We start from the raw sequence: 20,799 nt of genomic DNA on the forward strand, positions 1-20,799 counted from the left end.
CAGTGCGCCGGAGCCGGCCGCCGATTCACCGGGCATACAGTGAATTCGCCTTTCCTCCGAAACCGTTGACCGCCCCTCGGGCCATCGCTACGCTCCAGCCACCCGCAATCGCGGAGACCCCCTAGGCCTTGGCGCAGGCTTTCCGTCCGGCGCGGTCCGACCGGCCGGCCCGGACGCGTGTGTACCCGACGAACACCCACAGTCGAAGGGCTCCCCACCATGCGATCCACGAAGTTCCAGCGTGCCCTCCTGGCCGCCACCGCCGCCGTCGCGCTGGCGACCGCCGGCCTGGCCACCGCGACCTCGGCCGGCGCCAGCGCCCCCGAGACCGCGCACCACATGAACACCCACGGCGGGCGGGCCGCGGCCGCTGCCGGCGGCCAGCTCGCCTACGGCGGCGGCAACGTGGTCACCAGCCCGTCCGTCTACATCGTCTACTGGGGCTCTCAGTGGGGCACCGGGTCGATCACCAACGACCCGAACGGCGAGGCCGCGCTGCAGCTCTCCTTCTTCCAGCACGCCTACGGCGGCGGCGACAGCTGGTCCACCTCGCAGACCCAGTACTGCCAGGGCGTGGCCACCGGCGCCACCAGCTGCGGCACCTCGGGCACCCCGGTCGGCCACCCGGCCGCCAACCCGGTGGCCGGCACCTGGCTGGACAGCGGCGTCAAGGCCCCGTCCAAGCCCGGCAGCTCGGCGATCGCCGCGGAGGCCCAGCGGGCCGCCGCGCACTTCGGCGTCTCCGGCGACAACGTGCAGATCATCGTGGACGCGCCGCACGGCGTGGTCCCGCAGGGCTTCAAGTCCTCGTACTGCGCCTGGCACGACCACACCACGGTGAACGGCGCCGACCTGCCGTACACCAACATGCCGTACGTGGCCGACGCGGGCTCCGGCTGCGGCGCCGGTTTCGTGGCCACCGGCTCCTCCGGGGTGAACAGCGCCAGCGAGGGCGTCACCATCGTCGGCGGCCACGAGTACGCCGAGACGCTGACCGACCCGGCGCCGTCCAGCGGCTGGGTGGACTCCAGCGGCGCCGAGACCGGCGACAAGTGCGCCTGGGTCTCCAGCGGCCAGGGCGCCTCCAGCATCATCTCGATGAACGGCGCCCAGTTCGCCGTGCAGTCGCTGTGGAGCAACAACTTCAACGGCGGCGCCGGCGGCTGCGTGACCTCCTACACCAGCGCGACCAACCAGCACTGACCCACCCGGAGGGCCCGCCCCTTCCCGCCTGGGGGGCGGGCCCCATCGAGGAGCCGCGCCATGCCCACCTCCCGCACCTCCCGGTCTGCCCTGCCCACCGCCGCTGCGGCCGTGCTGCTGCTCACCGCCGCCTGCGCGAGCGGCCCGTCCGGCCGGGACGGCTCCTGCGGCGCCCCGCCGGAGGCCGTCCTCCCGCACACCGCGGGCAACCTCACCGAGACCGAGACCGGCCGCTACTGCCTGGCCGTCGGCGAGCAGCTCTCGGTCTTCCTCACCGCCCCCGAGGGCCACTGGGCCCCCGTCGCCAGCTCCGGCCCGACCGTGCTGACGGCGGTCGGCAGCAGCATGCTCACCGCCCCGATCGGCGTCACCCCCGCGCTGTTCCGCGCCGAGAGCGCCGGCACCGTCCGGCTGACCAGCGCCAACGGCGCCGGCCACGACTGGCAGGCCACCGTCGTGGTGCGCTGAACCCGCGGCGCGGGGTAGCGGGCGCCCGCGCGGGGCAGCACAGTGCCATGACCACCCAACCCCCACAGCAGGACACCAGCCGGTCACAGTGCCGCCGGCGGCCGAGGCAGCCCCGGAACCCGGTCGAGCTGCACGAGCTGCCGGCCGCCCAGCCCGGGATGCTGCCGTTCGAGATCGGCTCCTTCGAGAGCATCGGCCCGCTGGCCCGGGCGCCCTTCCCGCACCGGCACAGCTTCTACGAGATCGTTCTGGTCACCGGCGGCAGCGGCACCCATGTGCTGGACCTGGAACGGCTGGAGCTGCGGCCGCCCCAGCTCTACGTCATCGCGCCCGGCCAGGTGCACCACTGGGAGGCCGAGGGCCTGACCGGCTGGGTCGCCGTCTTCAACGAGGACTTCCTGCTCGACCACCCCGAGGACGGTGCCGCGCTGCGCGGCCTGACCGGGCGCCCCGGGCCGCGGCTGTCCGAGGACGAGCGGGCCCGGTTCGAGGCGCTGCTCACCGCGATGCACGAGGAGTACCTGCTGGCCGAGGCCGGCTTCGCCGGGGTGCTCGCCTCCTACCTGCACATCCTGGTGCTGCGGGCGCTGCGGCTGCCGGCCGCGGGCGGGCCCGCCATCGCCGGGGCGGACCGGGCGGGGGAGCTGTCCGAGCGGTTCAGCCGGCTGATCGCACTGCCCGGCGCCACCGAGCGCTCGGTGGGGGCGCTGGCGCGGGAGCTGGGCGTCTCGGCCGGGCACCTGCACGAGGCGGTCAAGCAGAGCACCGGCCGCACACCGGGCCGGCTGGTCCGCGAGCAGCAGACCCTGGAGGCCAAACGGCTGCTGATGGGTAGCGACATGACGATCCGCCGGATCGCCGAGCGGATCGGCTTCGGCGACGCCTCCTACTTCTGCCGGTTCTTCCGCCGGGAGACCGGCGCCAGCCCGGGCGCCTACCGCAAGGCCGCCCGGGAGGGGACGGTCGAGACCCGCGAGCGCAGCCAGGAACTCTCGGTGCAGCGGGGTTGACCCGGGGAGAATCACCACGTTCCCCGAGTCAGGTCCATCGTCGGCGACCTGGCGCCCGCCCTACCTTGCATGTCATGGCTTAGCCACTCCCCAGCGGCCTACTCCCTGCACCACGACCGCCCGTCCCCCGAGCACAGCCGAGCACAGGGAGCATCACCAGCCATGACCGCTCACCCCGCCCCCCCGCGGACCCCGAAGAGCCACAGCCCGGCCTCCTCACCCGGAAGACCCTGCTGAAGGCCGCCGTCCTGGCCGCCGCCACCTCGCCGCTGCTGATCGGCGGCGGCGTGGCGCTGGCCAGGGACCGGGCCTCGTCCGGCCGCCCGCTCGCCGTCACCCCCCAGTGCAGCGACGGCGACGGGCCCACCCACGACAACATCGAGGGCCCGTACTTCAAGCCGAACTCGCCGCTGCGCACCGTGCTGGCCGACGCCTCCACGGTCGGCATCCCGCTGACCCTGACCGGCTACGTCTTCGACCTGAACTGCCGGCCGGTGGCCGGCGCGCTGCTGGACTTCTGGCAGGCCGACGACGGCGGCACCTACGACAACACGGGCTTCAACCTCCGCGGCCACCAGTTCACCGGCCGCGACGGCGGCTACCGGCTGACCACCATCGTGCCGGGCCTCTACCCGGGGCGGACCCGGCACATCCACGTCAAGGTCCAGGCGCCCGGCCAGCCGATCCTCACCACCCAGCTGTACTTCCCGGGCGAGGCGGAGAACGCCACCGACGCCTACTACGACCCGGCGCTGCTGATGACGATCAGCCAGAACGGTGCCGGGCAGGCGGCCGTCTTCGACTTCGTGCTCAACCTGACCCAGCAGCCCGCGCCCACACCCACGCCGACCCCGACCGGGACCGGCACCCCGACGCCCACCCCGAGCCCGTCGAGCTCCACCCCTGCCTGGGCGGCCGGCGTGGCGTACCGGGCCGGCGACCGGGTCGGCTACGGCGGCGCGGTCTACCAGTGCCTCCAGGCGCACACCTCCATGACGGGCTGGGAACCCCCCGCGGTCCCCGCCCTCTGGCAGCGCCTGTAGGGAGCGCGGGGCCGTCGGCACCCCCATGGCCGACGGCCCCGCGGCAACCGCGTCCGCTGCCGCCCACCTCCCCGGGCCCCTCCCCAGCACGTGGTTGCTCACCCGGACAGCCCAGCTGTCCGGGTGGCCACCGCACCCGCGGGTGAGGCTGGGACGGACGACCAGGGAGGCGAGTGATGGCGAGCGGCACCACCGGGACGGTCCGGCACCGGCGATCCCCGTGGCGGGGGCGGCCGCGCCGCCTCGGCGCCGCGCTGTGGCGCTACGTCAGAAGGGCGCCCGGCACCTTCACCTGGCTGGCCGTGCTGCTCTTCACCACCGTGATCCTGCACCACGTCGCCCCCTCGGTGGAGCACCGGGTGCTGGAGCGGCACTCCACCAACCTGCACTACCTCAAGCAGTCACCGGTCCGGGTGCTGGTCACCAGCGCCTTCTACATCGCGGGCGGCGGCTGGTTCTTCTACCTGGTGCTGTACAACATCTTCCACGTCCCGGCCGAGCGCTGGCTCGGCACCTGGCGCTGGCTCGGCGTGGCGGCGATCGCCCACGTCGGCGCGACCTACCTCAGCGAGGGCGTGCTCTACTGGGCGATCCGGCACGGCCACGCGCCCGAGCGGGCCAGGTTCACCCTGGACTACGGCGTCAGCTACGCGCTGGCCGGGGTGGAGGCGGTGCTGGTCTACCTGATCGCCAAGCCCTGGCGGTTCGTCTACCTGGCCGGCCTGCTGGTCTTCTACGGCGCTGGCGTGGTTCGCAGCCGCGACTTCACCAGCATCGGCCACCTGAGCGCGGTGCTGATCGGCCTGGCCTGCTACCCGCTGGTCCGGGACCGTCCGGGCAGCTGGGACCCGGTCGCCGCCGTCCGCGGCGGATGGCAGCGGCTGCGTCGGCACCGGTGAGCGGGGCGCGCGAGGGCTCGGGCGGGTTCCCTCCGCTGGTCCGCGGACCGGCCGAGGACGTCGCCGACTTCACCCACCGGCCGGCCGACGACATCGCGCTGCTCCGGGCCGCCGCCGGGTGAGCCGCTACTCGGCTGCGGGGGCGTCCGGCAGGTCGGCGAAGTCGAAGCCCTGGCGCCGGACTTCGTAGCAGCCGAGGGCCAGCGCGGTGGCCACGTTGAGCGAGCCGACCTTGCCGAGCTGCGGGGCGAAGGCCACCACGTCGCTGCCGGCCAGCGCCTCGACCGAGACGCCGCGGTCCTCGTGGCCCACCACCAGGCAGACGTCGGTGTCCAGCGGGGCCTCCGGCAGCGGTACGGCGTCGTCCGCCAACTCCAGCGCGACCAGCCGGTACCCGGCGGCGCGGGCCTTGGCCGCCGCCTCCTTGAAGGTCTCGCAGCGCTCGACGGCGAGGAACCGGTCGGTGCCCATCGACACCTTGCGCACGCCCGGGATCTGCACGTCCGGGGTGCGGCCGACCAGGTACATCGACTCGGCGCCCATGGCGGCCGCGGTGCGGACGATCGAGCCGACGTTGAACGGCGACTCCACGTGCTCCAGCAGCACGGCCAGCCGGTTATCGTTCCGCCGCCGCCAGGTGCGGTGCAGGCGCTTCAGGTCGGTGCCGCCGAGCTGTTGCATTGAGGTCGCTCCTGTCATTGCCCGTCGGCGGGCCGGGTGGTCCGCAGGATCCGGTAGCCCTCGCGGGAGGTGAGGCGTTCGGTCGGGAAGCCCTGTTCGTTCAGCCATTTGGCCAGGGAATCCGAGCCCAGATTTCGCTGGACCACCATAAGTGCGGCCCCGTCGGGGGTCAATCGCGGCAGCCATTTCAGCAGCAGTTCGTGGAGCGCCGCCTTGCCGATCCGGATCGGCGGGTTCGAATAGATGAACGAGAACTCCAGGTCGTCCGGGACTTCTTCCGGACGGCAGGCCGTGACGTTTTTCAGGCCGGCCCGCGCGCTGTTGTCCCGGACCAGTTCCAGGGCCCGGTTGTTGATGTCCACGGCCCACACCTCGGCCCGCCGCCGCATGGCCGCCATGGTCGTGGCGATCGGGCCGTAGCCGCAGCCGAGGTCCAGGTAGCGGCCGCGGTTCGGCGGGGTCGGGATGTTCTCAAGCAGGATTCGGGTGCCCTTGTCCAGCTTTCCGGTGGAGAAGACGCCCACATCGGTTTCCAGCTCCAGCGAAATGCCGCGCAGCGAGAGTTCGATGGAAGTGCGGGAACTGGCGACCGACGGATCGGCGGAGAAATAGTGCTGCGCCGGTGCGGCGGCCTCGTCCCCCGATTCGACATTGCCCCGCTTCGGCTGCGCCACTTCAGTTCTCCGGAAGGCCATTGGATATAATTCCGCACTCGACGTTCCCACTTTACCCCATGGCCGCCCCACGGCCGGAGTCGGCCGGCGCGGCCCTTCGCCCGGCGCTCGGCGGGAACCGCCCGGCTGCCTGACGGCGTGTCACCTCCCACGGACGACAGTGGACTTCACGCCGGCTCGGGTTCGGGAGGACTTGATGGGGCAGCGGGTGCGGGTACTGGCGGTGGCGGGCGCGGTGCTGGTGGCGGCCGCCGGGTGGTGGAGCGCGGGGGCCGCGCCGGCGCGGCCGGGGGCGACCGCGGCCGCCCCGGCGCCCAGCGGGGTGGCGGCGGCGCGGCCGGCGGACGATCCGGGGTGCGATCCGCGGGCCAGCCGGTACCGGCCGGCCGAGGACTCCGGCGGCAGCACCATCCAGTCGATCAGGGCCCACGGCTCGCTGGTGGTGGGCGTGGACCTGAACGACTACCACTGGGGGTTCCTCGGCCCGGACGGCAAGCCCGCCGGGTTCGACATCGACCTGGTGCACGCCATCTCCCAGTCGATCCTCGGCCGGCCGGACGCCGTCACCTACGTCGCGCTCGACGACGACCAGCGGATACCCCGCCTCGAGTCCTCCGGCGCGCAGCACGTGGACCTGGTGGTGCACACCATGACGGCCACCTGCGAGCGGGCCCGGAAGGTGGACTTCTCCACCGTCTACTTCGTGGCGGGCGAGCGGGTGCTGGTGCCGCGGGCGCACGACGACCCGAACGAGAGCGGCCCGGCGGCGCTCAAGGGCCGGCGGGTCTGCGTCGCGGCCGGCTCGACCTCGTACGACAACCTGGCGGGGGACCTGAAGAAGCCCAGGGACCAGCAGCAGTTCCAGCCGGCGGGCATCGTCACCGCGCCCGCCGAACTCGACTGCCTGGTGCGGGTGCAGCTGGGCCTGGCGGACGCGGTCCTGACCGACGACGCGATCGCCTACGGGCTGGCCGCCCAGGACCCGGCGACCATGGTGGTCGGCGACCCGATCTCGCCCGAGCCGTACGCGATCGCGATGCCGCCGGGCGAGGCGGACCTGGTCGCCTGGGTGAACCAGGTGCTGGAGCAGTACCGCGCCCGCGACTGGCAGGCCAGCTACGACAAGTGGCTGAAGCCGTTCGTGCACGGCCAGGCGGAGGCGGAGCCGCCGGCGGCCGAGTACGTGTCGAACTGATCCGGCCCCGGAGGCAGCCGCCCCACCGGTGCTGTCGGGTCAGTGGCACGGCAACTGGGCGTTCCCCCGGTCGCCGTGGTCCTCCGAGGGGCCGTCACCGCCGTCGCCGACGACCGGGTCGAGGTCGTCGGCGCCCGTGACGTCGGGTGCGGCGGTCGGCAGGAGCCGGTCCCCGACCCCGGCCACTACGCTGCGGACGGGGACCGGCACGGACTCCCCTCCGACCACCGACCGCAGGACGAGGAGCAGACCGAATGGCGACACTGGCCGAAGTGGCCAAGCACGCGGGCGTCTCGCCGAGCACGGTCAGCTACGTGCTCAGCGGCAAGCGCTCGATCTCCGAGGCCACCCGGCGGCGGGTCGAGCGAGCGATCAGCGAACTGGGCTACCACCCCAACGCGGGCGCCCGCGCGCTGGCCGGCAAGCGCTCGCACATCATCGCCCTGGTCGTCCCGCTGCGCACCGACGTCTACGTGCCGATCATGATGGAGATCGCCATCTCCGTCACCGTGTCCGCCCGCCGGTACGGCTACGACGTGCTGCTGATCACCAACGACGAAGGCCCCGCCGGCGTCCGCCGGGTGGCCGGCAGCGGCCTGGCCGACGGCGTCATCCTGATGGACGTGGAACTCGACGACGACCGGATCCCGGTGCTGCGCGAACAGGGCACCCACGCCGCGCTGATCGGCCTGCCCGAGGACACCGCCGGCCTGGCCTGCGTCGACCACGACTTCGCCGCCGCCGGCGCGCTCTGCGCCGACCACCTCGCCGACCTCGGCCACCAGGACGTCGCCTTCATCGGCTACGCCCCCGAGGTCTACCGGCGCCGTGCCGGCTACGCCGAGCGGACCCTGGCCGGCTTCCGGGCCCAGGCCGAACTCCGCGGTCTGCGGTTCGTCCACCGCCCGTGCGAGGGCGGCTACGACAGCACCGCCGGCGCGCTCTCCCGGATCCTCGCCGACCGCCCCGGCACCACCGGCTTCGTGGTGCAGAACGAGGGCGCGATCGGCCCGCTGCTCAGCCTGCTGCGGGCCACCGGGCGGACCGTCCCCGAGGACGCCTCCGTGGTGGCGCTCTGCCCCGAGCCGCTGGCCGAGCAGTACGCGCCCCGGCTCACCGCCGTCACCGGACCCGCGCGCGAACTCGGCAGCCAGGCCGTGGATCTGGTGATGCGCCGGATCAACGGCGACCAGCCCGCCGAGGTCACGCTGCTGACGCCGGTCCTGACGGTCCGGGAGAGCAGCGGCCCCGCGCCGCTCCGGTCCGCGTGACTGACGGAGCGTCAGGCGGAGCGGGCGGAAATCCCTTTGCCGGGCTGCCCGGTGCGGTTCGACACTGGGGGCATGCTCGGATTCGTGCGAACGGACAACGAGGCCTTGGTCTCCTGTCTCGGCGACCCGCAGCGCGCCGTGGCGGCCTACCGCGAGCTGCTGCGGCGGGCCGACGGTGCGCTGGAGGCCATCCGGGCCGGGCTGGGCGATGAGCGGGCGGCCGTCCGGGAGGGCTGCTGCCGGCTGCTGGACCACCTGGTCGACGCGGGGTCCATGGACCGGCTGATCACCATGGCCGACGACCCCGACCCGGGCGTCCGGATCGCCGCCCTCCACGCCCTGGCCTGCGACCGCTGCAAGGGCGACACCTGCGCGCCGGGCGCGGACCGGGTCCTGGAGCCGGCGCTGCGGCACCTCGCCGAGGACCCCGACCCGGGCGTGCGGTCCCGGGCCGCCGAGCTGGTCGGCAAGTTCGCGCACGGCGATCCGCGGGCCGTCGCCGCCCTGCGGCTGGCCCAGGCCCGGGACCCGAGCCCGGCGGTCCGGAAGAAGGCGGGCTGGTTCGCGCCCGGCGGGAGCATCTACGAACGGACCGGGCGTCAAGTCCGCTAAACCGGACGGCGAATGACGGCGTGTCCGCATCGGAGTAGGCCTGGCGCGAGGTCGACTCCCAGGGGCCGGGACGGCTTCGCGATCATCCGCAGGGATACGGTAGCCGTCATGGCATGCCGCATCAGTGAACTGGTCATCGACGCCGCCGACCCCGAGGGGCTGGCCGCGTTCTGGTGTGAGGTCCTCGGCTACGTCGAGGTCGGGCGGGAGGACGACGGGAGCATCGAGATCGGTCCGCCCGGCGTCGGCTTCGGCGGCCCGCAGCCGACGCTGGTGCTGAGCCCGAGCACCGACCCGCGCCCGGCGAAGCTGCGCCTGCACCTCGACGTCAACCCGACCGATCGCGGCCAGGAGGCGGAGCTGGAGCGGCTGTTGGCACTCGGGGCGCGTCCGGTCGACGTCGGGCAGACCGGGGAGGAGAGCTGGCGGGTGCTGGCCGACCCGGAGGGGAACGAGTTCTGCCTGCTGCGGGCCCGGGTGGCGGCGGTCTGAGCGGTGGCGGTGCAGGTGCCGGCCGCGGATTCGGGCGCGCGATCAGCGCCGCGCCCATCGCCGCCGACGAGGTGCGCTCGCGCAGGACGTGATCCGCGAGCACCCTCCCGCCCTGCTCCTCCAGGCGGCCGAGCAGGCCGGCGGCCGCTGGGCTGATCAGCTCCGCGCGAGCAGGGTGGCGACCGCGGTGCGGAGCAGGAAGGCCTCGGCGCGGTCCCAGGACCAGCCGTTCTCCGCGACCAGGGTGCGCCAACTGCCCGGGCCGAACCAGAACCAGAGGAGGTCCGCCGTCTCCTCCTCCGGGCAGCTGCCGGGCGCCAGGGCGTGCAGCCGGCGCGCCGCGGTGTGCAGGGTGGTGCGGTAGTCGGCGGTGGCGCGTTCCCACAGGGCGTCGCCGTCCTCGTGGGACGGCAGCGCCTTGTGGATCGCCTGGTGGACGGTGAACAGGCTCTCGTTGCCCGACCGGGTGCCGTGGGCCAGCGCCCGGAGCGTGGACTCCGGGTCCTGCGCGGCGAGTACGGCGTGCGTCGCCTGCTCATGGCCGGAGGCCCGCACGGCCGTGTCGACGATCTCGTTGAGGATGTCGCCCTTGCTGCCGGCGCTCGCGAAGACGGCCTTGGCGGAGACGCCCGCCTCGGTCGCGATGTCGGCCACCGTCACCCGCCCGTAGCCGCGCTCGGCGAAGAGCCGGGTCGCCGACCGGAGGATCTGGGCACGCGTCTCGGCGGCGGACTGCTCCCGCAGGGGGGAGACGTATCTGCGTTTGGTCGGCATGGGGGTCAGCCTAGTCGTGGAAAGTGGTCCACCTATTCAATAGGTGACGTGTAACCTGAATATCAGTCAGGGGCGGCCGGCCGCCCCGTTGCGTGGGAGAGGAACCCAAGCTCATGGGTATGTCTGCAGAGGACGCGGCCCGCGGACTCTTCACCGTCCTGGCGACCGGGGACGCGGAACTGGCCGCGGCGGTCGTGCACCGGGACTTCACCAACCGCCAGGCGGCCGTCTCGCCCGCCGCCTGCTCGCTGCCCGGGCCGGCCGGTGTGCTGGCATCGGGGGTGTGGCTGCGCGCCGCCTTCAGCGATCTGGACTTCCCCGTCGTCGACCTGGTCCACGACGGCGACCGGGTGTGGATACGGATGCACATGCGCGGCAGGCACACCGGCCCCTTCGTCCGCTACCGTGACGGCGAACTCGACCAGGCGATCCCGCCGACCGGGGTCGAGATCGACACCGAGCAGGTCCACCTCCTGCAACTGCGGGAGGGCAAGGTGGTCCGGCACGAGGCGGTCCGCGACGATGTCACGCTCTTCGGCCAACTCGGCCTCCTGCCGGGCGGCGCCACTCTCCAGCGGATCCAGGAGTGGCGGGCGAGCGGCGAGGCGGCTCGCGCCGCCGGTGTGATCGCCGGTGCCGCCGAGCGGGCGGCGGCTGCCGCCCGCGAGCAGGAGGTCTAGCCAGGGCCGGCCGGTGACGCGGCGACCGGGGTCACGGGCCGAAGGGCCGCTCGCGGTCCTGGGCGGCCAGGACCTCGTCGCCGTGCTCGTACGCCCAGGCGCCGAGGGCTTCGATCGGGCCGAGCAGGGTGCGGCCCAGCCCGGTGAGGGCGTAGTCGACGTGTGGGGGCGAGCCCGGGTGGGCGGTGCGGGTGACCAGGCCGTTGAGCTGGAGGCGGCGCAGGGTCTCGGTGAGGACCTTCGGGCTGATGCCGCCGATGCGTTCGCGCAGTTCGCCCGGGCGGGCCGGGGCGTGGCGCAGGGACCAGAGCACCACGGCGTTCCAGGTGTTGGCGAGCAGGTCGAAGGCGAGGCGGGCCCGGCAGTCGGCGAGGAACGGCTGATCGGTGGTCACTTACCACATGGTGCCCGAGGCGGTGCCCAACGTCGTCATCGCAGGTGCAAGCGCAAGGGCGACCGGCGAGCTGGGGGACGGCGATGAGGATCGGAATTCTGGGGACCGGGTCGATGGCGGAGGCCCTGGGCGGGGGTTGGGTCCGGGCGGGGCATCAGGTGCTGGTCGGTGGGCGGGACGGGCGGCGGGCGGCCGCGCTCGGCGAGCGGATCGGGGCCGGGAGTCTGCGGGAGGCGGCGGAGTTCGGCACGGGTGCGGTGCTGGTGGCCGTGCCGTACGCCGTGGCGGAGCAGGTGGTGGCGGAACTGCCGTTGGCGGGGCGGACGGTGGTGGACTGCACGAATCCGGTGGGCGAGGGGTTCGGGCTGCTCACGGCGGGCGGGCCGTCGGCTGCCGAGCGGATCGCGGCGGCCGCGCCCGGTGCGCGGGTGGCGAAGGCGTTCAACCGGTGCCACGAGAGCGTGTGGCGGCGGAATCCGCCGGTCTTCGACGGCCGGCCGCTCGCGGTGCCGGTGTGCGGGGACGGCGAGGAGGCGGTGGCGGTGGTGCGGCAGTTGGTGCGGGGGCTGGGGTGCGAGCCGGTCGGCGCCGGCGGGTTGGGGAGGGCCGGGCTGCTGGAGGCCACGGCGGCGCTGCTGATCGGGCTCTGGATCGGCGAGGGGGCGGACGCGCAGGCGATCGCGCCGCCGCTGGCGTTCGCCGGGAGCTCAGGCTGACGCCGGGCGTCAGCCGGAGCTCCCGCCGAGGGCTCAGGCGCCGCTGGCCCGCAGCATGTCCTCGCGCTCGACCACCTTGATCCGCTCGCGGTCCTCGGCCGCGCCGAGCGCCCGCTCGTGGGCGTCGAGCAGTTGCCAGCCCTCCCAGGTGGTGAACCGTACGCCCTGCTCGCGCAGGTGGGCGACGATCGCCTCCGGCTCGGGCTCGACGGCGCCGGGGAGGCGGCCGGACGCGTGGTCGTCCAGCAGGCAGGCGACCGTCTCGTTGGCGTCGCCCTTGGTGTGGCCGATCAGGCCGATCGGGCCGCGCTTGATCCAGCCGGTGACGTAGGTGGCCTCCTGGTGGCTGCCGTCGGCGGCCAGCACCCGGCCGGCCTGGTTCGGCACGGTGCCGGCCACCGGGTCGAAGGGCAGCTTGGGCAGCTCGTCGGAGTAGTAGCCGACGGCCCGGTAGACCGCCTGCACGTCCCAGTCGGTGAAGGCGCCGGTGCCGCGCACATTGCCCGTGCCGTCCAGCTCGGTGCGCTCGGTGCGCAGGCCCGCCACCTTGCCGTCGGCGCCCAGTACCTCGGTGGGCGACTCGAAGAAGTGCAGGTAGAGGCGGTGCGGGCGGTCCCCGGGGTCGCGGATCGCCCAGCGCTCCAGGGTGGCGGCGACCAGGTCGACGTGCTTGACGGCGCGGCGCTCGGCGATCGAGCCCTCGTCGTAGTCGATGTCCTCGGGGTCGACGATGACCTCGATGTTGGGCGAGTGGTCCAGCTCGCGCAGCTCCATCGGGCTGAACTTGGCCTGGGCCGGGCCGCGGCGGCCGAAGACGTGCACCTCGACGGCCTGGTTGCGGGCCAGCCCGGCGTGGACGTTCGGCGGGATGTCGGTGGGCAGCAGCTCCTCGGCGGTCTTGGCGAGGATCCGGGCCACGTCCAGGGCGACGTTGCCGACGCCGAGCACGGCCACCTTGGCGGCGGTCAGCGGCCAGTCGCGCGGCACGTCCGGGTGGCCGTCGTACCAGGAGACGAAGTCGGCGGCGCCGTAGGAGCCCTCCAGCCCGATGCCGGGTATGTCGAGGGCGCGGTCGGCCATCGCGCCGGTGGAGAAGACGACCGCGTCGTAGAACCGGTGCAGGTCGTCCAGCGCCAGGTCGCCCGGGTAGTCCACGTTGCCGAAGAGCCGGACGGCGGGCTTGTCGAGCACCTGGTGCAGCGCGGTGACGATGCCCTTGATCCGGGGGTGGTCCGGCGCCACGCCGTAGCGGATCAGGCCGAACGGCGCGGGCATCCGCTCGAAGAGGTCGATCGAGACACCGGGGTCGGCGGCGGAGTCGGACTTCAGCAGGGCGTCGGCGGCGTAGATGCCGGCGGGGCCGGCGCCGACGATCGCGACGCGGATGGGACGGGCCATGGCGGTGGATTCCTCCGGGGCGCGCAGGACGGGAGACGTCGCCACGGTAACCGGGGGTTCGTGGCCGGAGTAGGTGCTTCAGACCTATGACGTCATAAACACGGATTATGGGTTCGCATGCTTGTGCTTATGAGTATCCGTGATCGCGCCAGTCGCACGGTGGAGGATCACTGGATCCGCAGGCGGTCCCGGGTGGGCGGGCGGCCGGTGTCCGGCGGCTGGACCGCCCCGGGCTTTACCGGTTAATCGGTTGCGGGGCACCCGGCAGCCGCTGACAGGATTGGGGCACCCTCGCCCCTCATGCCCCCGAACGCCCGACTCCGCTTGGAGCCCGTCCATGGCGCTGCCCCGAGGACCCCTGACCCACGACTACCGCGGCGAGCATCCCGTACGCACCCTGCGTTACCTCTTCCATCCGGAGCGGCACCGCACCGTCGGCGCCGTCCTGGTCTTCTTCGCCAAGCACACCCCGGTCTGGCTGCTCCCGCTGAGCACCGCCAACATCATCGACGTGGTGGTGAAGCACGAGCCGGTCGCCGTGCTCTGGTGGAACGCCGGCATCCTGCTGGTGATCCTCTCGCTCAACCTCCCGCTGCACCTGCTCTACGTGCGCTGGATGAACGGCAGCATCCGCCGGGTCGGCACCCGGCTGCGCTCCGCGCTCTGCCACCGGATGCAGGAGCTCTCCATCGGCTACCACGACCGGGTCAGCGCCGGAGTGCTGCAGGCCAAGGTGATCCGCGACGTGGAGAGCGTGGAGACCGCCGCCCAGCAGGTCGCCGACCTCGGGCTGGCCGCGGTGGCCACCGTGCTCGGCGGCCTGGTGGTGATCGGCATCCAGGCGCCGGTCTTCCTGCCGGTCTTCCTGGTGCTGGTGCCCGCCTCGGCCGCGCTGGTGGTGCGGATGCGCACCCGGATGCGCGACGACAACGAGAGCTTCCGCCGCGAGGTCGAACAGCTCTCCAGCCGGATCAGCGAGATGACCACGCTGATCCCGATCACCCGGGCGCACGGCCTGGAACGCACCGCGCTGCGCCGGGTGGACCGCACCCTCGGCAGCGTGCTCACCGCCGGCCTGCGGCTGGACCTGGTGAACGGCCGGTTCGGCTCGATGGCCTGGATCCTGCTCAACGCGATCGGCGTCTCCACGCTGGCCGGCTCCGCGCTGATCGCCTACTACGGCTGGCTGGACGTCAGCCCCGGCCAGGTGGTCATGCTCAGCGCCTACTTCTCCACCCTCACCGGCGCCGTCACCGGGCTGATGACGCTCACCCCGGTCATCGGCAAGGGGCTGGCCTCGGTCCGCTCGGCGGGCGAGGTGCTGCAGGAGCCCGACCTGGAGGTCAACGCCGGCAAGGCCGAGGTCGGCGAGGTGGTCGGCCGGATCGAGTTCCAGGGCGTCGGCCTGCGCTACCCCGAGGACCCGGAACCGGCGCTGCGGGGCTTCGACCTGACGGTGCGGGCCGGCGAGACCATCGCGCTGGTCGGCGCCTCGGGCGCCGGGAAGTCCACGGTGCTCAACCTGGTGATCGGGTTCCTGCGCCCGACCGAGGGCCGGATCCTGCTGGACGGGCGCGACATGGAGACCCTGGACCTGCGCAGCTACCGCTCGCACCTCTCGGTGGTGCCGCAGGACTCCATCCTCTTCGAGGGCAGCGTCCGGGAGAACGTCACCTACGGCCTGGAGGAGGTGGACGAGGAGACGGTCCGCCGCGCCCTGGCCGACGCCAACGCGCTGGAGTTCATCGACCGGCTGCCGGACGTGCTGGAGACCGTGGTCGGCGAGCGCGGCGCCCGGCTCTCCGGCGGGCAGCGGCAGCGGCTGGCGATCGCCCGGGCGCTGATCCGCGACCCCCGGGTGCTGGTGCTGGACGAGGCCACCTCCGCGGGCGCACCGTCTTCGTGGTCGCACACCGGCTCTCCACCATCCGGGACGCCGACCGGATCGTGGTGATGCGGGACGGGCGGATCGCCGAGATCGGCTCGCACCGGGAACTGCTCGGCCGGGCCGGCGTCTACGCCGGGCTGCAGGCCACCCAGCTGGCCTGAGGCCGAACAGCCCGGCGGGGCCGGTGCGCGGTCGTGCGCACCGGCCCCGCCGGGGTGGGGTCAGGCCTTCGCGGGGCGCGGCGGCGGGAGCTGCTCGCCCGCCTCGATCGCCACCGGCAGGTGGTTCTCGGCCGGCGGGAGCGGGCAGGTGGCCAGGTCGGTGTAGGCGCAGGGCAGGTTGTTGGCGCGGTTGAAGTCGAGCACCACCCGGCCCTCGGCGTCCGGGGCCGGGATCGCGAGGTGGCGGTTGGCGGCGTAGGTGGTCACGCCGGAGGTCGCGTCGGTGAAGAGCGCGAAGAGGCTGCCGGGGGTGGGTCCGTTGAAGGCGGTGAGCCGGTGGGTCTCGCCGTTCAGCTCGAACTCCACGGTGCCGGGCGACTCGTAGACGTGCTCCAGGCCCTCGACGGTGGCGCCGACGGTGATCGGGCGCGGCTCCTCGAACGGGACGTAGCGGCCGCTCAGCCGCCAGCGCGGGTCCGGGGCGTAGGCCGGGTTGTCGGTGTAGCCGGTGCGCAGCTCGTTGTCGGGGTGGCGCGGGCGGACGATGTCGTGGCCGCCGCGCTTGGCGACCTCGATCACGGCCTCGCCGAAGCCGGGGTAGAGGCTGTCCCGCTCCGCGATCACGCCGAAGTGGTGGGTGCCGTGCACCACCGCGCCGTCGACGACCAGCTCCTCGCCCTCGTCCAGCCGGACGGTGACGCCCTCCGGCCCGGTGGACCAGGCGCCGGGCGCGTCGGGGAAGCGGGTGGGCTCCTCGTCCAGCCAGTTGATGCTGGTGATGGCGAGGAAGCCGTGCTTGTCGGCGCGCACCCGCTGGTGCTCGGCGTGCCACTCCTCCCACTCCTCGACGAAGGTGGCGAGGCCGCCCGGGACCTCGGGCTCGGCGGCGGGACGGGTCGCTTGGTCGGTCATGGTGACTCCTCCGTGGTCGCGGGCACGATCCGGACCGTAACCCGGCCCGGACGGGCCGGACAACCCTGTTCCGGCTGCCGCAATGTCAGTCAACATGGATGAAACGAAAGGAATTTGGAGGCATGTCAGGCTTGGTGGGGAGCCGTTGACACCCCGTCCGGCGAGCGCCTACCTTGGCCCACGACGAACCCGGGTCGGACCGGGCGGCACGACGGCGGAAGGGTGACGGCGATGTACGCAGGACCGGGGATGGCCGCCTGGCGGCGCCACGGCCGCGTCGCCGCGTACCTGTGCCGGCACATCGACCTCGCCCGGGTCAGCAGCGCGCTGTGTCAGGCCTGCCTCGGCCTCTGCCGGGACTGACGGCTCCCCACCCGGACCCGCTCGCTCCCTGAGGCGCGCGCCACGCCCCGCTGTCCCCGAGGGCGTGCTCTCCCCTCGTCCATCCCACCCGCCACCCGCCGCGCGGCGCGCCAGGCGCGCCCCCGGGTGGCTCCGCCGGAGTTCACCGATGAGCGAATCCCTGCTCCCCGCCGTGCCGCCCGGTACGGCCGTCCATCCCTCGAAACCCGATCAGCCGACGTCAGTTGACGGCCCGTCCGCTGCCACCGCGAGAGCCGGCGCGCAGCGGGTGATTCCGCTGCGCCACCCCGGTCGGTGGATCGGCAGCGCCGTCGCGCTGGTGCTGCTCGCCCAGCTGCTGCACGGGCTGGCCACCAACCCGTTCTACCAGTGGGGCCGGTTCCAGTACTGGTTCCTCCGCCCGGTGGTCGTCGACGGCCTGGGCGTCACCCTGGAGGTGACGGCGTACAGCGCGGTGCTCGGCCTGGCCGGCGGCATCCTGCTGGCGCTCGCCCGGCTCTCGCGCAGCCCCGTGCTGCGGGCGATCAGCTGGGTGTACATCTGGCTGTTCCGCTCGGTGCCGCTGATCGTGGTGCTGCTCTTCCTGTTCAACTTCAGTGCGCTGTACCGGACACTGAGCCTCGGGGTGCCGTTCGGGCCCGGGCTGCTGCAGTTCAGCGAGGCCAAGCTGGCCAGCGCGACCGTGGTCGCGGTCATCGGGCTCAGCCTCAACGAGGCCGCCTACGCCGCCGAGGTGGTGCGGGCCGGACTGCTCTCGGTGGACCAGGGCCAGCACGAGGCGGCCGCCGCGCTCGGACTGCCCCGGCGCTACCAGTTCGCCCGGATCGTCTTCCCGCAGGCACTGCGGGCGGTGATCCCGTCCTACGTCAACCAGTTGATCGGACTGGTGAAGAGCACCTCGCTGGTCTTCTACGTCTCGCTGCTCGACCTGTTCGGCACCGTGCAGAACATGGGGAGCACCTACCCCGGCGACATCGTGCCGCTGCTGCTGGTGGCCACCGTCTGGTACGTGCTGCTCACCAGCGCCGTCTCGATCGTCCAGTTCTACGTGGAGCGGTACTACTCGCGCGGCGCGCTGCGCACCCTGCCGCCCACCCCGCTGCAGCGGCTGCGGGCCGGCCTCTCCGCGCTGCGGGCCCGGATCCGGCGGGAGGCCGCGCTGTGAGCACCCTGACCGAGGACCGCTCGGCGGCGGAGTCCGTGCCCGCCGCGATCGAGGTCCGCGACGTGCACAAGTGGTACGGCGCCCACCGGGTGCTGGACGGGATCGACCTGACCGTGGCGCCCGGCGAGGTCACGGTGGTGATCGGGCCGTCCGGCTCGGGCAAGTCCACCCTGCTGCGGGTGATCAACCACCTGGAGAAGCCGGAGATCGGCCAGGTCAGCCTCAACGGCGAGCTGATCGGGGTGCGGCGGCACGGCGAGCGGCTGAAGGAGCTGAGCGAACGGGCGATCCTCGCCCAGCGCAGCCGGATCGGCTTCGTCTTCCAGAACTTCAACCTCTTCCCGCACCTGACCGCGCTGGAGAACGTGGCCGCCGCGCCGGTGGCCAACGGCCTGCTGCGCAAGGCCGAGGCCCGGGAGCTGGCGCGCGCGCTGCTGACCCGGGTCGGGCTGGCCGAGAAGGCCGGCGCCTACCCGCGGCAGCTCTCCGGCGGGCAGCAGCAGCGGGTGGCGATCGCCCGGGCACTGGCGCTGCGGCCCGGGGTGATCCTCTTCGACGAGCCCACCTCGGCGCTCGACCCGGAGCTGGTCGGCGAGGTGCTGGCGGTCATCCGCGACCTGGCGACCAGCGGGACCACGCTGGTCATCGTCACCCACGAGATCGGCTTCGCCCGGGAGGTGGCCGACCGGGTGGTCTTCATCGACGGCGGCCGGATCCTCGAACAGGGCCCGCCCACGCAGGTGCTGGACCGACCGCAGCACCCGCGCACCCGGGAGTTCCTGAGCCGCGTGCTCTGACCCCCGCACCTGTGACCTCCTCTTCCCATGCTCACCACGAACCAAGGAACGACCATGCCCGGTTTCCGCAGCAGACTGATCCGCTCGCTCTCCGCAGGTGTCGCCGGCGCCGCGCTCGCCATCGGCGTCACCGCCTGCGGCAGCAGCGGCTCGACCGCCGCGGGCTCGTCCGGCGGCGCCTCCGGCGACAGCGTGACGGTGGGCGCGCTGGCCAACGGCGCCGCCACCCAGACCGACCTCACGGTGCCCGAAGTCGCCGATATCCGCGCCGAGTTGCCGGCCTCGGTGGTCAAGTCCGGCCAGCTGGTGATCGGGGTCGGCGCGCTGCCCGCCGGCTTCGCGCCGCTGGCCTACGTCGGCAGCGACCAGAAGACCCTCACCGGCGCCGAGCCGGACCTGGGCCGACTGGTGGCCGCCGTGCTCGGCCTCAGGCCGGTGCTGCAGAACGCCACCTGGGAGAACATGTTCGTCGGCCTGGACAGCGGCAAGACCGATGTCCTCTTCTCCAACGTCACCGACACCGAGGAGCGGAAGAAGAAGTACGACTTCGCCTCCTACCGCCAGGACAACCTCGCCTTCGAGGTGCTGAAGAGCAGCACCTGGAGCTTCGGCGGCGACTACCACAGCCTGGCCGGCAAGACCGTGGCGGTCAGCTCCGGCACCAACCAGGAGAAGATCCTGCTGGAGTGGCAGAGCAAGCTGAAGGCGGAGGGCAAGCAGCTCACCATCTCCTACTACCCGGACCCCAACGCCATCTACCTGGCCCTCACCAGCGGCCGGATCGACGCCTCCTTCGGACCCAACCCCGGCATCGCCTACCAGATCACCCAGAAGGCGGGCAGCCCGGACCCGGTGCGCAACGCGGGCACCTACTCCGGCGCGGGCGAGAGCCTGCAGGGGCTGATCGCGGCCACCGCGAAGAAGGACAGCGGACTGGCGAAGCCGGTCGCCGACGCGCTCAACCACCTGATCCAGGACGGCCAGTACGCCAAGTGGCTGGCGGCCTGGAACCTCGCCAACGAGGCGGTGCCCAGCTCCCAGATCAACCCGCCCGGCCTGCCGCTGAGCAACTCCTGACGGCCGGGGGCCGACGACCGGCGATGATGGCCGGACCGGCCGTCGGCCCCGATCGCCGCGACACCACCGGACAGACAGGGAGACCAGGCACCGTGCCCACCACCAGCATCACCCCTCCGCAGCTCGACCTGCTCGACAATCCGGTCTGGGCCGCGCTCAGCGGCCCGCACGCCCGGTTCGCCGAGCGGGTCGGCCGGGCGGCCCGCTATCCCGAGGACGTCTCCCCGTTCGGTGCGCTCGCCGACCCGGCCGACCCGGGGGCCTGGGCCGACCTGGCCGCCCTGGTCGGCCCGGGCGGAGCCGCCGCGCTCACCGGGAGCCTCGAACCGCCCGCCGACTGGCGGATCGACGGCGAGGTGGCCGGCGTGCAGCTCGCCGACACCTCGCTGCGCGCCGAGCCGGCGCCGGAGGCCGTGCGGCTCGGCCCGGCCGACGTGCCCGAGATCCTTGACCTGATCGCCCGCACCCAGCCGGGGCCCTTCCTGCCCCGGACCATCGAACTCGGGACCTACCTCGGCATCCGGGAGGACGGCCCGGACGGCCCGCTGATCGCCATGGCGGGCGAGCGCCTGCACCCGGCCGGCTGGACCGAGATCAGCGCCGTCTGCACCGACCCGGCCCACCGGGGCCGGGGCCTGGCGACCCGCCTGGTCCGGGCCGTCGCCGCCGGCATCCGGGAGCGGGGGGACACGCCGTTCCTGCACACTGCCGCGGCGAACACGAGTGCGATCAGGCTGTACGAGTCGATCGGGTTCACCCTGCGGAGGCGGACGGTGTTCGTGCGGGTGGTGGGACCGAGCTGAGGGCGGGCGGGAGCCGGGGCGCGCCGTCAGCGCTGCCTCGGAAACGGCCGGGCGCACCGGACGGACCGTCACTCTTCAGCAGGGCGACCCCGGGAAGCCATGTCAGCCACTGCCAAAGTGATC

At 73.3% G+C, this 20,799-nt stretch carries 24 protein-coding genes and 1 pseudogene; 18 read left to right on the forward strand and 7 right to left on the reverse strand.

Features of this window, described 5'->3' with window-relative positions:
- The first annotated feature begins 219 nt into the window (after nt 1-219).
- The 6 genes from ACFYNO_RS09220 (at nt 220) to ACFYNO_RS09245 (ending at nt 4,745) form a co-directional block, all read left to right on the forward strand.
- The gene (locus ACFYNO_RS09220; protein ID WP_388007827.1) at nt 220-1,203 is read left to right on the forward strand and encodes a hypothetical protein; all 984 of its coding nucleotides are present in this window, start codon (nt 220-222) and stop codon (nt 1,201-1,203) included.
- 60 nt (nt 1,204-1,263) lie between these two features.
- Nucleotides 1,264-1,671: a hypothetical protein gene (locus tag ACFYNO_RS09225; RefSeq protein ID WP_388007830.1), complete on the forward strand. Its 408-nt coding sequence runs from the start codon at nt 1,264-1,266 to the stop codon at nt 1,669-1,671.
- Between the two features lie 47 nt (nt 1,672-1,718).
- Nucleotides 1,719-2,681, forward strand: a complete 963-nt coding sequence (locus ACFYNO_RS09230) for an AraC family transcriptional regulator (protein ID WP_388007833.1) — start codon at nt 1,719-1,721, stop codon at nt 2,679-2,681.
- Between the two features lie 152 nt (nt 2,682-2,833).
- Nucleotides 2,834-3,724: a carbohydrate-binding protein gene (locus ACFYNO_RS09235; protein WP_388008363.1), complete on the forward strand. Its 891-nt coding sequence runs from the start codon at nt 2,834-2,836 to the stop codon at nt 3,722-3,724.
- Nucleotides 3,725-3,900: 176 nt separating this feature from the next.
- A complete protein-coding gene (locus ACFYNO_RS09240; RefSeq protein ID WP_388007836.1) occupies nt 3,901-4,623 on the forward strand; it encodes a rhomboid-like protein in 723 nt (240 codons plus the stop codon).
- Entirely contained in the window at nt 4,620-4,745 is a 126-nt protein-coding gene (locus tag ACFYNO_RS09245) for a hypothetical protein (RefSeq protein WP_388007839.1), read from the forward strand. Before ACFYNO_RS09240 ends, ACFYNO_RS09245 begins: the two co-directional genes overlap by 4 nt.
- Before the next feature lie 4 nt (nt 4,746-4,749).
- On the opposite strand, the gene ACFYNO_RS09250 is transcribed toward ACFYNO_RS09245, so the two are convergent.
- A complete protein-coding gene (locus ACFYNO_RS09250; RefSeq protein WP_388007842.1) occupies nt 4,750-5,304 on the reverse strand; it encodes a TrmH family RNA methyltransferase in 555 nt (184 codons plus the stop codon).
- A gap of 14 nt (nt 5,305-5,318) precedes the next feature.
- Complete coding sequence (locus ACFYNO_RS09255; RefSeq protein ID WP_388007845.1) at nt 5,319-5,978, reverse strand: class I SAM-dependent methyltransferase; 660 nt, start codon at nt 5,976-5,978, stop codon at nt 5,319-5,321.
- A gap of 196 nt (nt 5,979-6,174) precedes the next feature.
- Between ACFYNO_RS09255 and ACFYNO_RS09260 the strand changes: the two genes are divergently transcribed.
- Nucleotides 6,175-7,173 (forward strand): transporter substrate-binding domain-containing protein, encoded by a 999-nt coding sequence (locus ACFYNO_RS09260; protein WP_388007848.1) that lies wholly within the window; start codon nt 6,175-6,177, stop codon nt 7,171-7,173.
- A gap of 39 nt (nt 7,174-7,212) precedes the next feature.
- Here ACFYNO_RS09260 and ACFYNO_RS09265 read toward each other — a convergent pair whose 3' ends face one another.
- Nucleotides 7,213-7,383 carry a hypothetical protein gene (locus ACFYNO_RS09265; protein ID WP_388007851.1) on the reverse strand — a complete coding sequence of 57 codons (171 nt, stop codon included), beginning with the start codon at nt 7,381-7,383 and terminating at the stop codon, nt 7,213-7,215.
- A 44-nt stretch (nt 7,384-7,427) separates the two neighbouring features.
- On the opposite strand from ACFYNO_RS09265, the gene ACFYNO_RS09270 reads away from it, so the two are divergent.
- From ACFYNO_RS09270 to ACFYNO_RS09280, 3 genes are all read left to right on the forward strand, one after another.
- Nucleotides 7,428-8,444, forward strand: a complete 1,017-nt coding sequence (locus ACFYNO_RS09270) for a LacI family DNA-binding transcriptional regulator (protein WP_388007854.1) — start codon at nt 7,428-7,430, stop codon at nt 8,442-8,444.
- Between the two features lie 84 nt (nt 8,445-8,528).
- The gene (locus ACFYNO_RS09275; protein ID WP_388007857.1) at nt 8,529-9,056 is read left to right on the forward strand and encodes a HEAT repeat domain-containing protein; all 528 of its coding nucleotides are present in this window, start codon (nt 8,529-8,531) and stop codon (nt 9,054-9,056) included.
- A 108-nt stretch (nt 9,057-9,164) separates the two neighbouring features.
- Nucleotides 9,165-9,548 carry a VOC family protein gene (locus ACFYNO_RS09280; RefSeq protein WP_388007860.1) on the forward strand — a complete coding sequence of 128 codons (384 nt, stop codon included), beginning with the start codon at nt 9,165-9,167 and terminating at the stop codon, nt 9,546-9,548.
- A gap of 156 nt (nt 9,549-9,704) precedes the next feature.
- Here the strand turns inward: ACFYNO_RS09280 and ACFYNO_RS09285 are convergent, their stop codons facing one another.
- Nucleotides 9,705-10,322 carry a TetR/AcrR family transcriptional regulator gene (locus ACFYNO_RS09285; protein ID WP_388007863.1) on the reverse strand — a complete coding sequence of 206 codons (618 nt, stop codon included), beginning with the start codon at nt 10,320-10,322 and terminating at the stop codon, nt 9,705-9,707.
- A gap of 119 nt (nt 10,323-10,441) precedes the next feature.
- Between ACFYNO_RS09285 and ACFYNO_RS09290 the strand changes: the two genes are divergently transcribed.
- Nucleotides 10,442-11,002 carry an ester cyclase gene (locus tag ACFYNO_RS09290; RefSeq protein ID WP_388007866.1) on the forward strand — a complete coding sequence of 187 codons (561 nt, stop codon included), beginning with the start codon at nt 10,442-10,444 and terminating at the stop codon, nt 11,000-11,002.
- 31 nt (nt 11,003-11,033) lie between these two features.
- On the opposite strand, the gene ACFYNO_RS09295 is transcribed toward ACFYNO_RS09290, so the two are convergent.
- Nucleotides 11,034-11,396: a winged helix-turn-helix transcriptional regulator gene (locus ACFYNO_RS09295; RefSeq protein WP_388007869.1), complete on the reverse strand. Its 363-nt coding sequence runs from the start codon at nt 11,394-11,396 to the stop codon at nt 11,034-11,036.
- 83 nt (nt 11,397-11,479) lie between these two features.
- On the opposite strand from ACFYNO_RS09295, the gene ACFYNO_RS09300 reads away from it, so the two are divergent.
- The gene (locus ACFYNO_RS09300; RefSeq protein ID WP_388007872.1) at nt 11,480-12,112 is read left to right on the forward strand and encodes an NADPH-dependent F420 reductase; all 633 of its coding nucleotides are present in this window, start codon (nt 11,480-11,482) and stop codon (nt 12,110-12,112) included.
- Nucleotides 12,113-12,145: 33 nt separating this feature from the next.
- Here ACFYNO_RS09300 and ACFYNO_RS09305 read toward each other — a convergent pair whose 3' ends face one another.
- Nucleotides 12,146-13,510, reverse strand: a complete 1,365-nt coding sequence (locus tag ACFYNO_RS09305; protein WP_388007875.1) for an FAD-dependent oxidoreductase — start codon at nt 13,508-13,510, stop codon at nt 12,146-12,148.
- 337 nt (nt 13,511-13,847) lie between these two features.
- Here ACFYNO_RS09305 and ACFYNO_RS09310 point away from each other — a divergent pair.
- Nucleotides 13,848-15,559 (forward strand): annotated as a pseudogene (locus ACFYNO_RS09310) (ABC transporter ATP-binding protein).
- A gap of 60 nt (nt 15,560-15,619) precedes the next feature.
- Here ACFYNO_RS09310 and ACFYNO_RS09315 read toward each other — a convergent pair.
- Nucleotides 15,620-16,471, reverse strand: coding sequence for a DUF1684 domain-containing protein (locus ACFYNO_RS09315; protein WP_388007878.1), 852 nt, complete (start codon nt 16,469-16,471; stop codon nt 15,620-15,622).
- Nucleotides 16,472-16,702: 231 nt separating this feature from the next.
- Between ACFYNO_RS09315 and ACFYNO_RS09320 the strand changes: the two genes are divergently transcribed.
- From ACFYNO_RS09320 to ACFYNO_RS09340, 5 genes are all read left to right on the forward strand, one after another.
- Nucleotides 16,703-16,834 carry a hypothetical protein gene (locus tag ACFYNO_RS09320; RefSeq protein WP_388007881.1) on the forward strand — a complete coding sequence of 44 codons (132 nt, stop codon included), beginning with the start codon at nt 16,703-16,705 and terminating at the stop codon, nt 16,832-16,834.
- A 148-nt stretch (nt 16,835-16,982) separates the two neighbouring features.
- Nucleotides 16,983-17,999 (forward strand): amino acid ABC transporter permease, encoded by a 1,017-nt coding sequence (locus ACFYNO_RS09325; RefSeq protein WP_388007884.1) that lies wholly within the window; start codon nt 16,983-16,985, stop codon nt 17,997-17,999.
- Complete coding sequence (locus tag ACFYNO_RS09330; protein ID WP_388007887.1) at nt 17,996-18,796, forward strand: amino acid ABC transporter ATP-binding protein; 801 nt, start codon at nt 17,996-17,998, stop codon at nt 18,794-18,796. The genes ACFYNO_RS09325 and ACFYNO_RS09330 overlap by 4 nt, the downstream gene beginning before the upstream one ends.
- A gap of 54 nt (nt 18,797-18,850) precedes the next feature.
- Nucleotides 18,851-19,873 carry an ABC transporter substrate-binding protein gene (locus ACFYNO_RS09335; protein ID WP_388007890.1) on the forward strand — a complete coding sequence of 341 codons (1,023 nt, stop codon included), beginning with the start codon at nt 18,851-18,853 and terminating at the stop codon, nt 19,871-19,873.
- 92 nt (nt 19,874-19,965) lie between these two features.
- Nucleotides 19,966-20,676, forward strand: coding sequence for a GNAT family N-acetyltransferase (locus ACFYNO_RS09340; RefSeq protein ID WP_388007893.1), 711 nt, complete (start codon nt 19,966-19,968; stop codon nt 20,674-20,676).
- Nucleotides 20,677-20,799: the final 123 nt, after the last annotated feature.

It is taken from the genome of Kitasatospora sp. NPDC006697 (assembly GCF_042869935.1).
GTDB lineage: Bacteria > Actinomycetota > Actinomycetes > Streptomycetales > Streptomycetaceae > Kitasatospora.

What these genes read in the sequence shown, in the direction of transcription:
- ACFYNO_RS09220 (WP_388007827.1), top strand. Translation starts at nt 220, where the DNA reads ATGCGATCCACGAAGTTCCAGCGTGCCCTCCTGGCCGCCACCGCCGCC.
- ACFYNO_RS09225 (WP_388007830.1), top strand. Translation starts at nt 1,264, where the DNA reads ATGCCCACCTCCCGCACCTCCCGGTCTGCCCTGCCCACCGCCGCTGCG.
- ACFYNO_RS09230 (WP_388007833.1), top strand. Translation starts at nt 1,719, where the DNA reads ATGACCACCCAACCCCCACAGCAGGACACCAGCCGGTCACAGTGCCGC.
- ACFYNO_RS09240 (WP_388007836.1), top strand. Translation starts at nt 3,901, where the DNA reads ATGGCGAGCGGCACCACCGGGACGGTCCGGCACCGGCGATCCCCGTGG.
- ACFYNO_RS09250 (WP_388007842.1), bottom strand. Translation starts at nt 5,304, where the DNA reads ATGCAACAGCTCGGCGGCACCGACCTGAAGCGCCTGCACCGCACCTGG.
- ACFYNO_RS09260 (WP_388007848.1), top strand. Translation starts at nt 6,175, where the DNA reads ATGGGGCAGCGGGTGCGGGTACTGGCGGTGGCGGGCGCGGTGCTGGTG.
- ACFYNO_RS09270 (WP_388007854.1), top strand. Translation starts at nt 7,428, where the DNA reads ATGGCGACACTGGCCGAAGTGGCCAAGCACGCGGGCGTCTCGCCGAGC.
- ACFYNO_RS09280 (WP_388007860.1), top strand. Translation starts at nt 9,165, where the DNA reads ATGGCATGCCGCATCAGTGAACTGGTCATCGACGCCGCCGACCCCGAG.
- ACFYNO_RS09285 (WP_388007863.1), bottom strand. Translation starts at nt 10,322, where the DNA reads ATGCCGACCAAACGCAGATACGTCTCCCCCCTGCGGGAGCAGTCCGCC.
- ACFYNO_RS09290 (WP_388007866.1), top strand. Translation starts at nt 10,442, where the DNA reads ATGTCTGCAGAGGACGCGGCCCGCGGACTCTTCACCGTCCTGGCGACC.
- ACFYNO_RS09300 (WP_388007872.1), top strand. Translation starts at nt 11,480, where the DNA reads ATGAGGATCGGAATTCTGGGGACCGGGTCGATGGCGGAGGCCCTGGGC.
- ACFYNO_RS09305 (WP_388007875.1), bottom strand. Translation starts at nt 13,510, where the DNA reads ATGGCCCGTCCCATCCGCGTCGCGATCGTCGGCGCCGGCCCCGCCGGC.
- ACFYNO_RS09315 (WP_388007878.1), bottom strand. Translation starts at nt 16,471, where the DNA reads ATGACCGACCAAGCGACCCGTCCCGCCGCCGAGCCCGAGGTCCCGGGC.
- ACFYNO_RS09320 (WP_388007881.1), top strand. Translation starts at nt 16,703, where the DNA reads ATGTACGCAGGACCGGGGATGGCCGCCTGGCGGCGCCACGGCCGCGTC.
- ACFYNO_RS09325 (WP_388007884.1), top strand. Translation starts at nt 16,983, where the DNA reads ATGAGCGAATCCCTGCTCCCCGCCGTGCCGCCCGGTACGGCCGTCCAT.
- ACFYNO_RS09335 (WP_388007890.1), top strand. Translation starts at nt 18,851, where the DNA reads ATGCCCGGTTTCCGCAGCAGACTGATCCGCTCGCTCTCCGCAGGTGTC.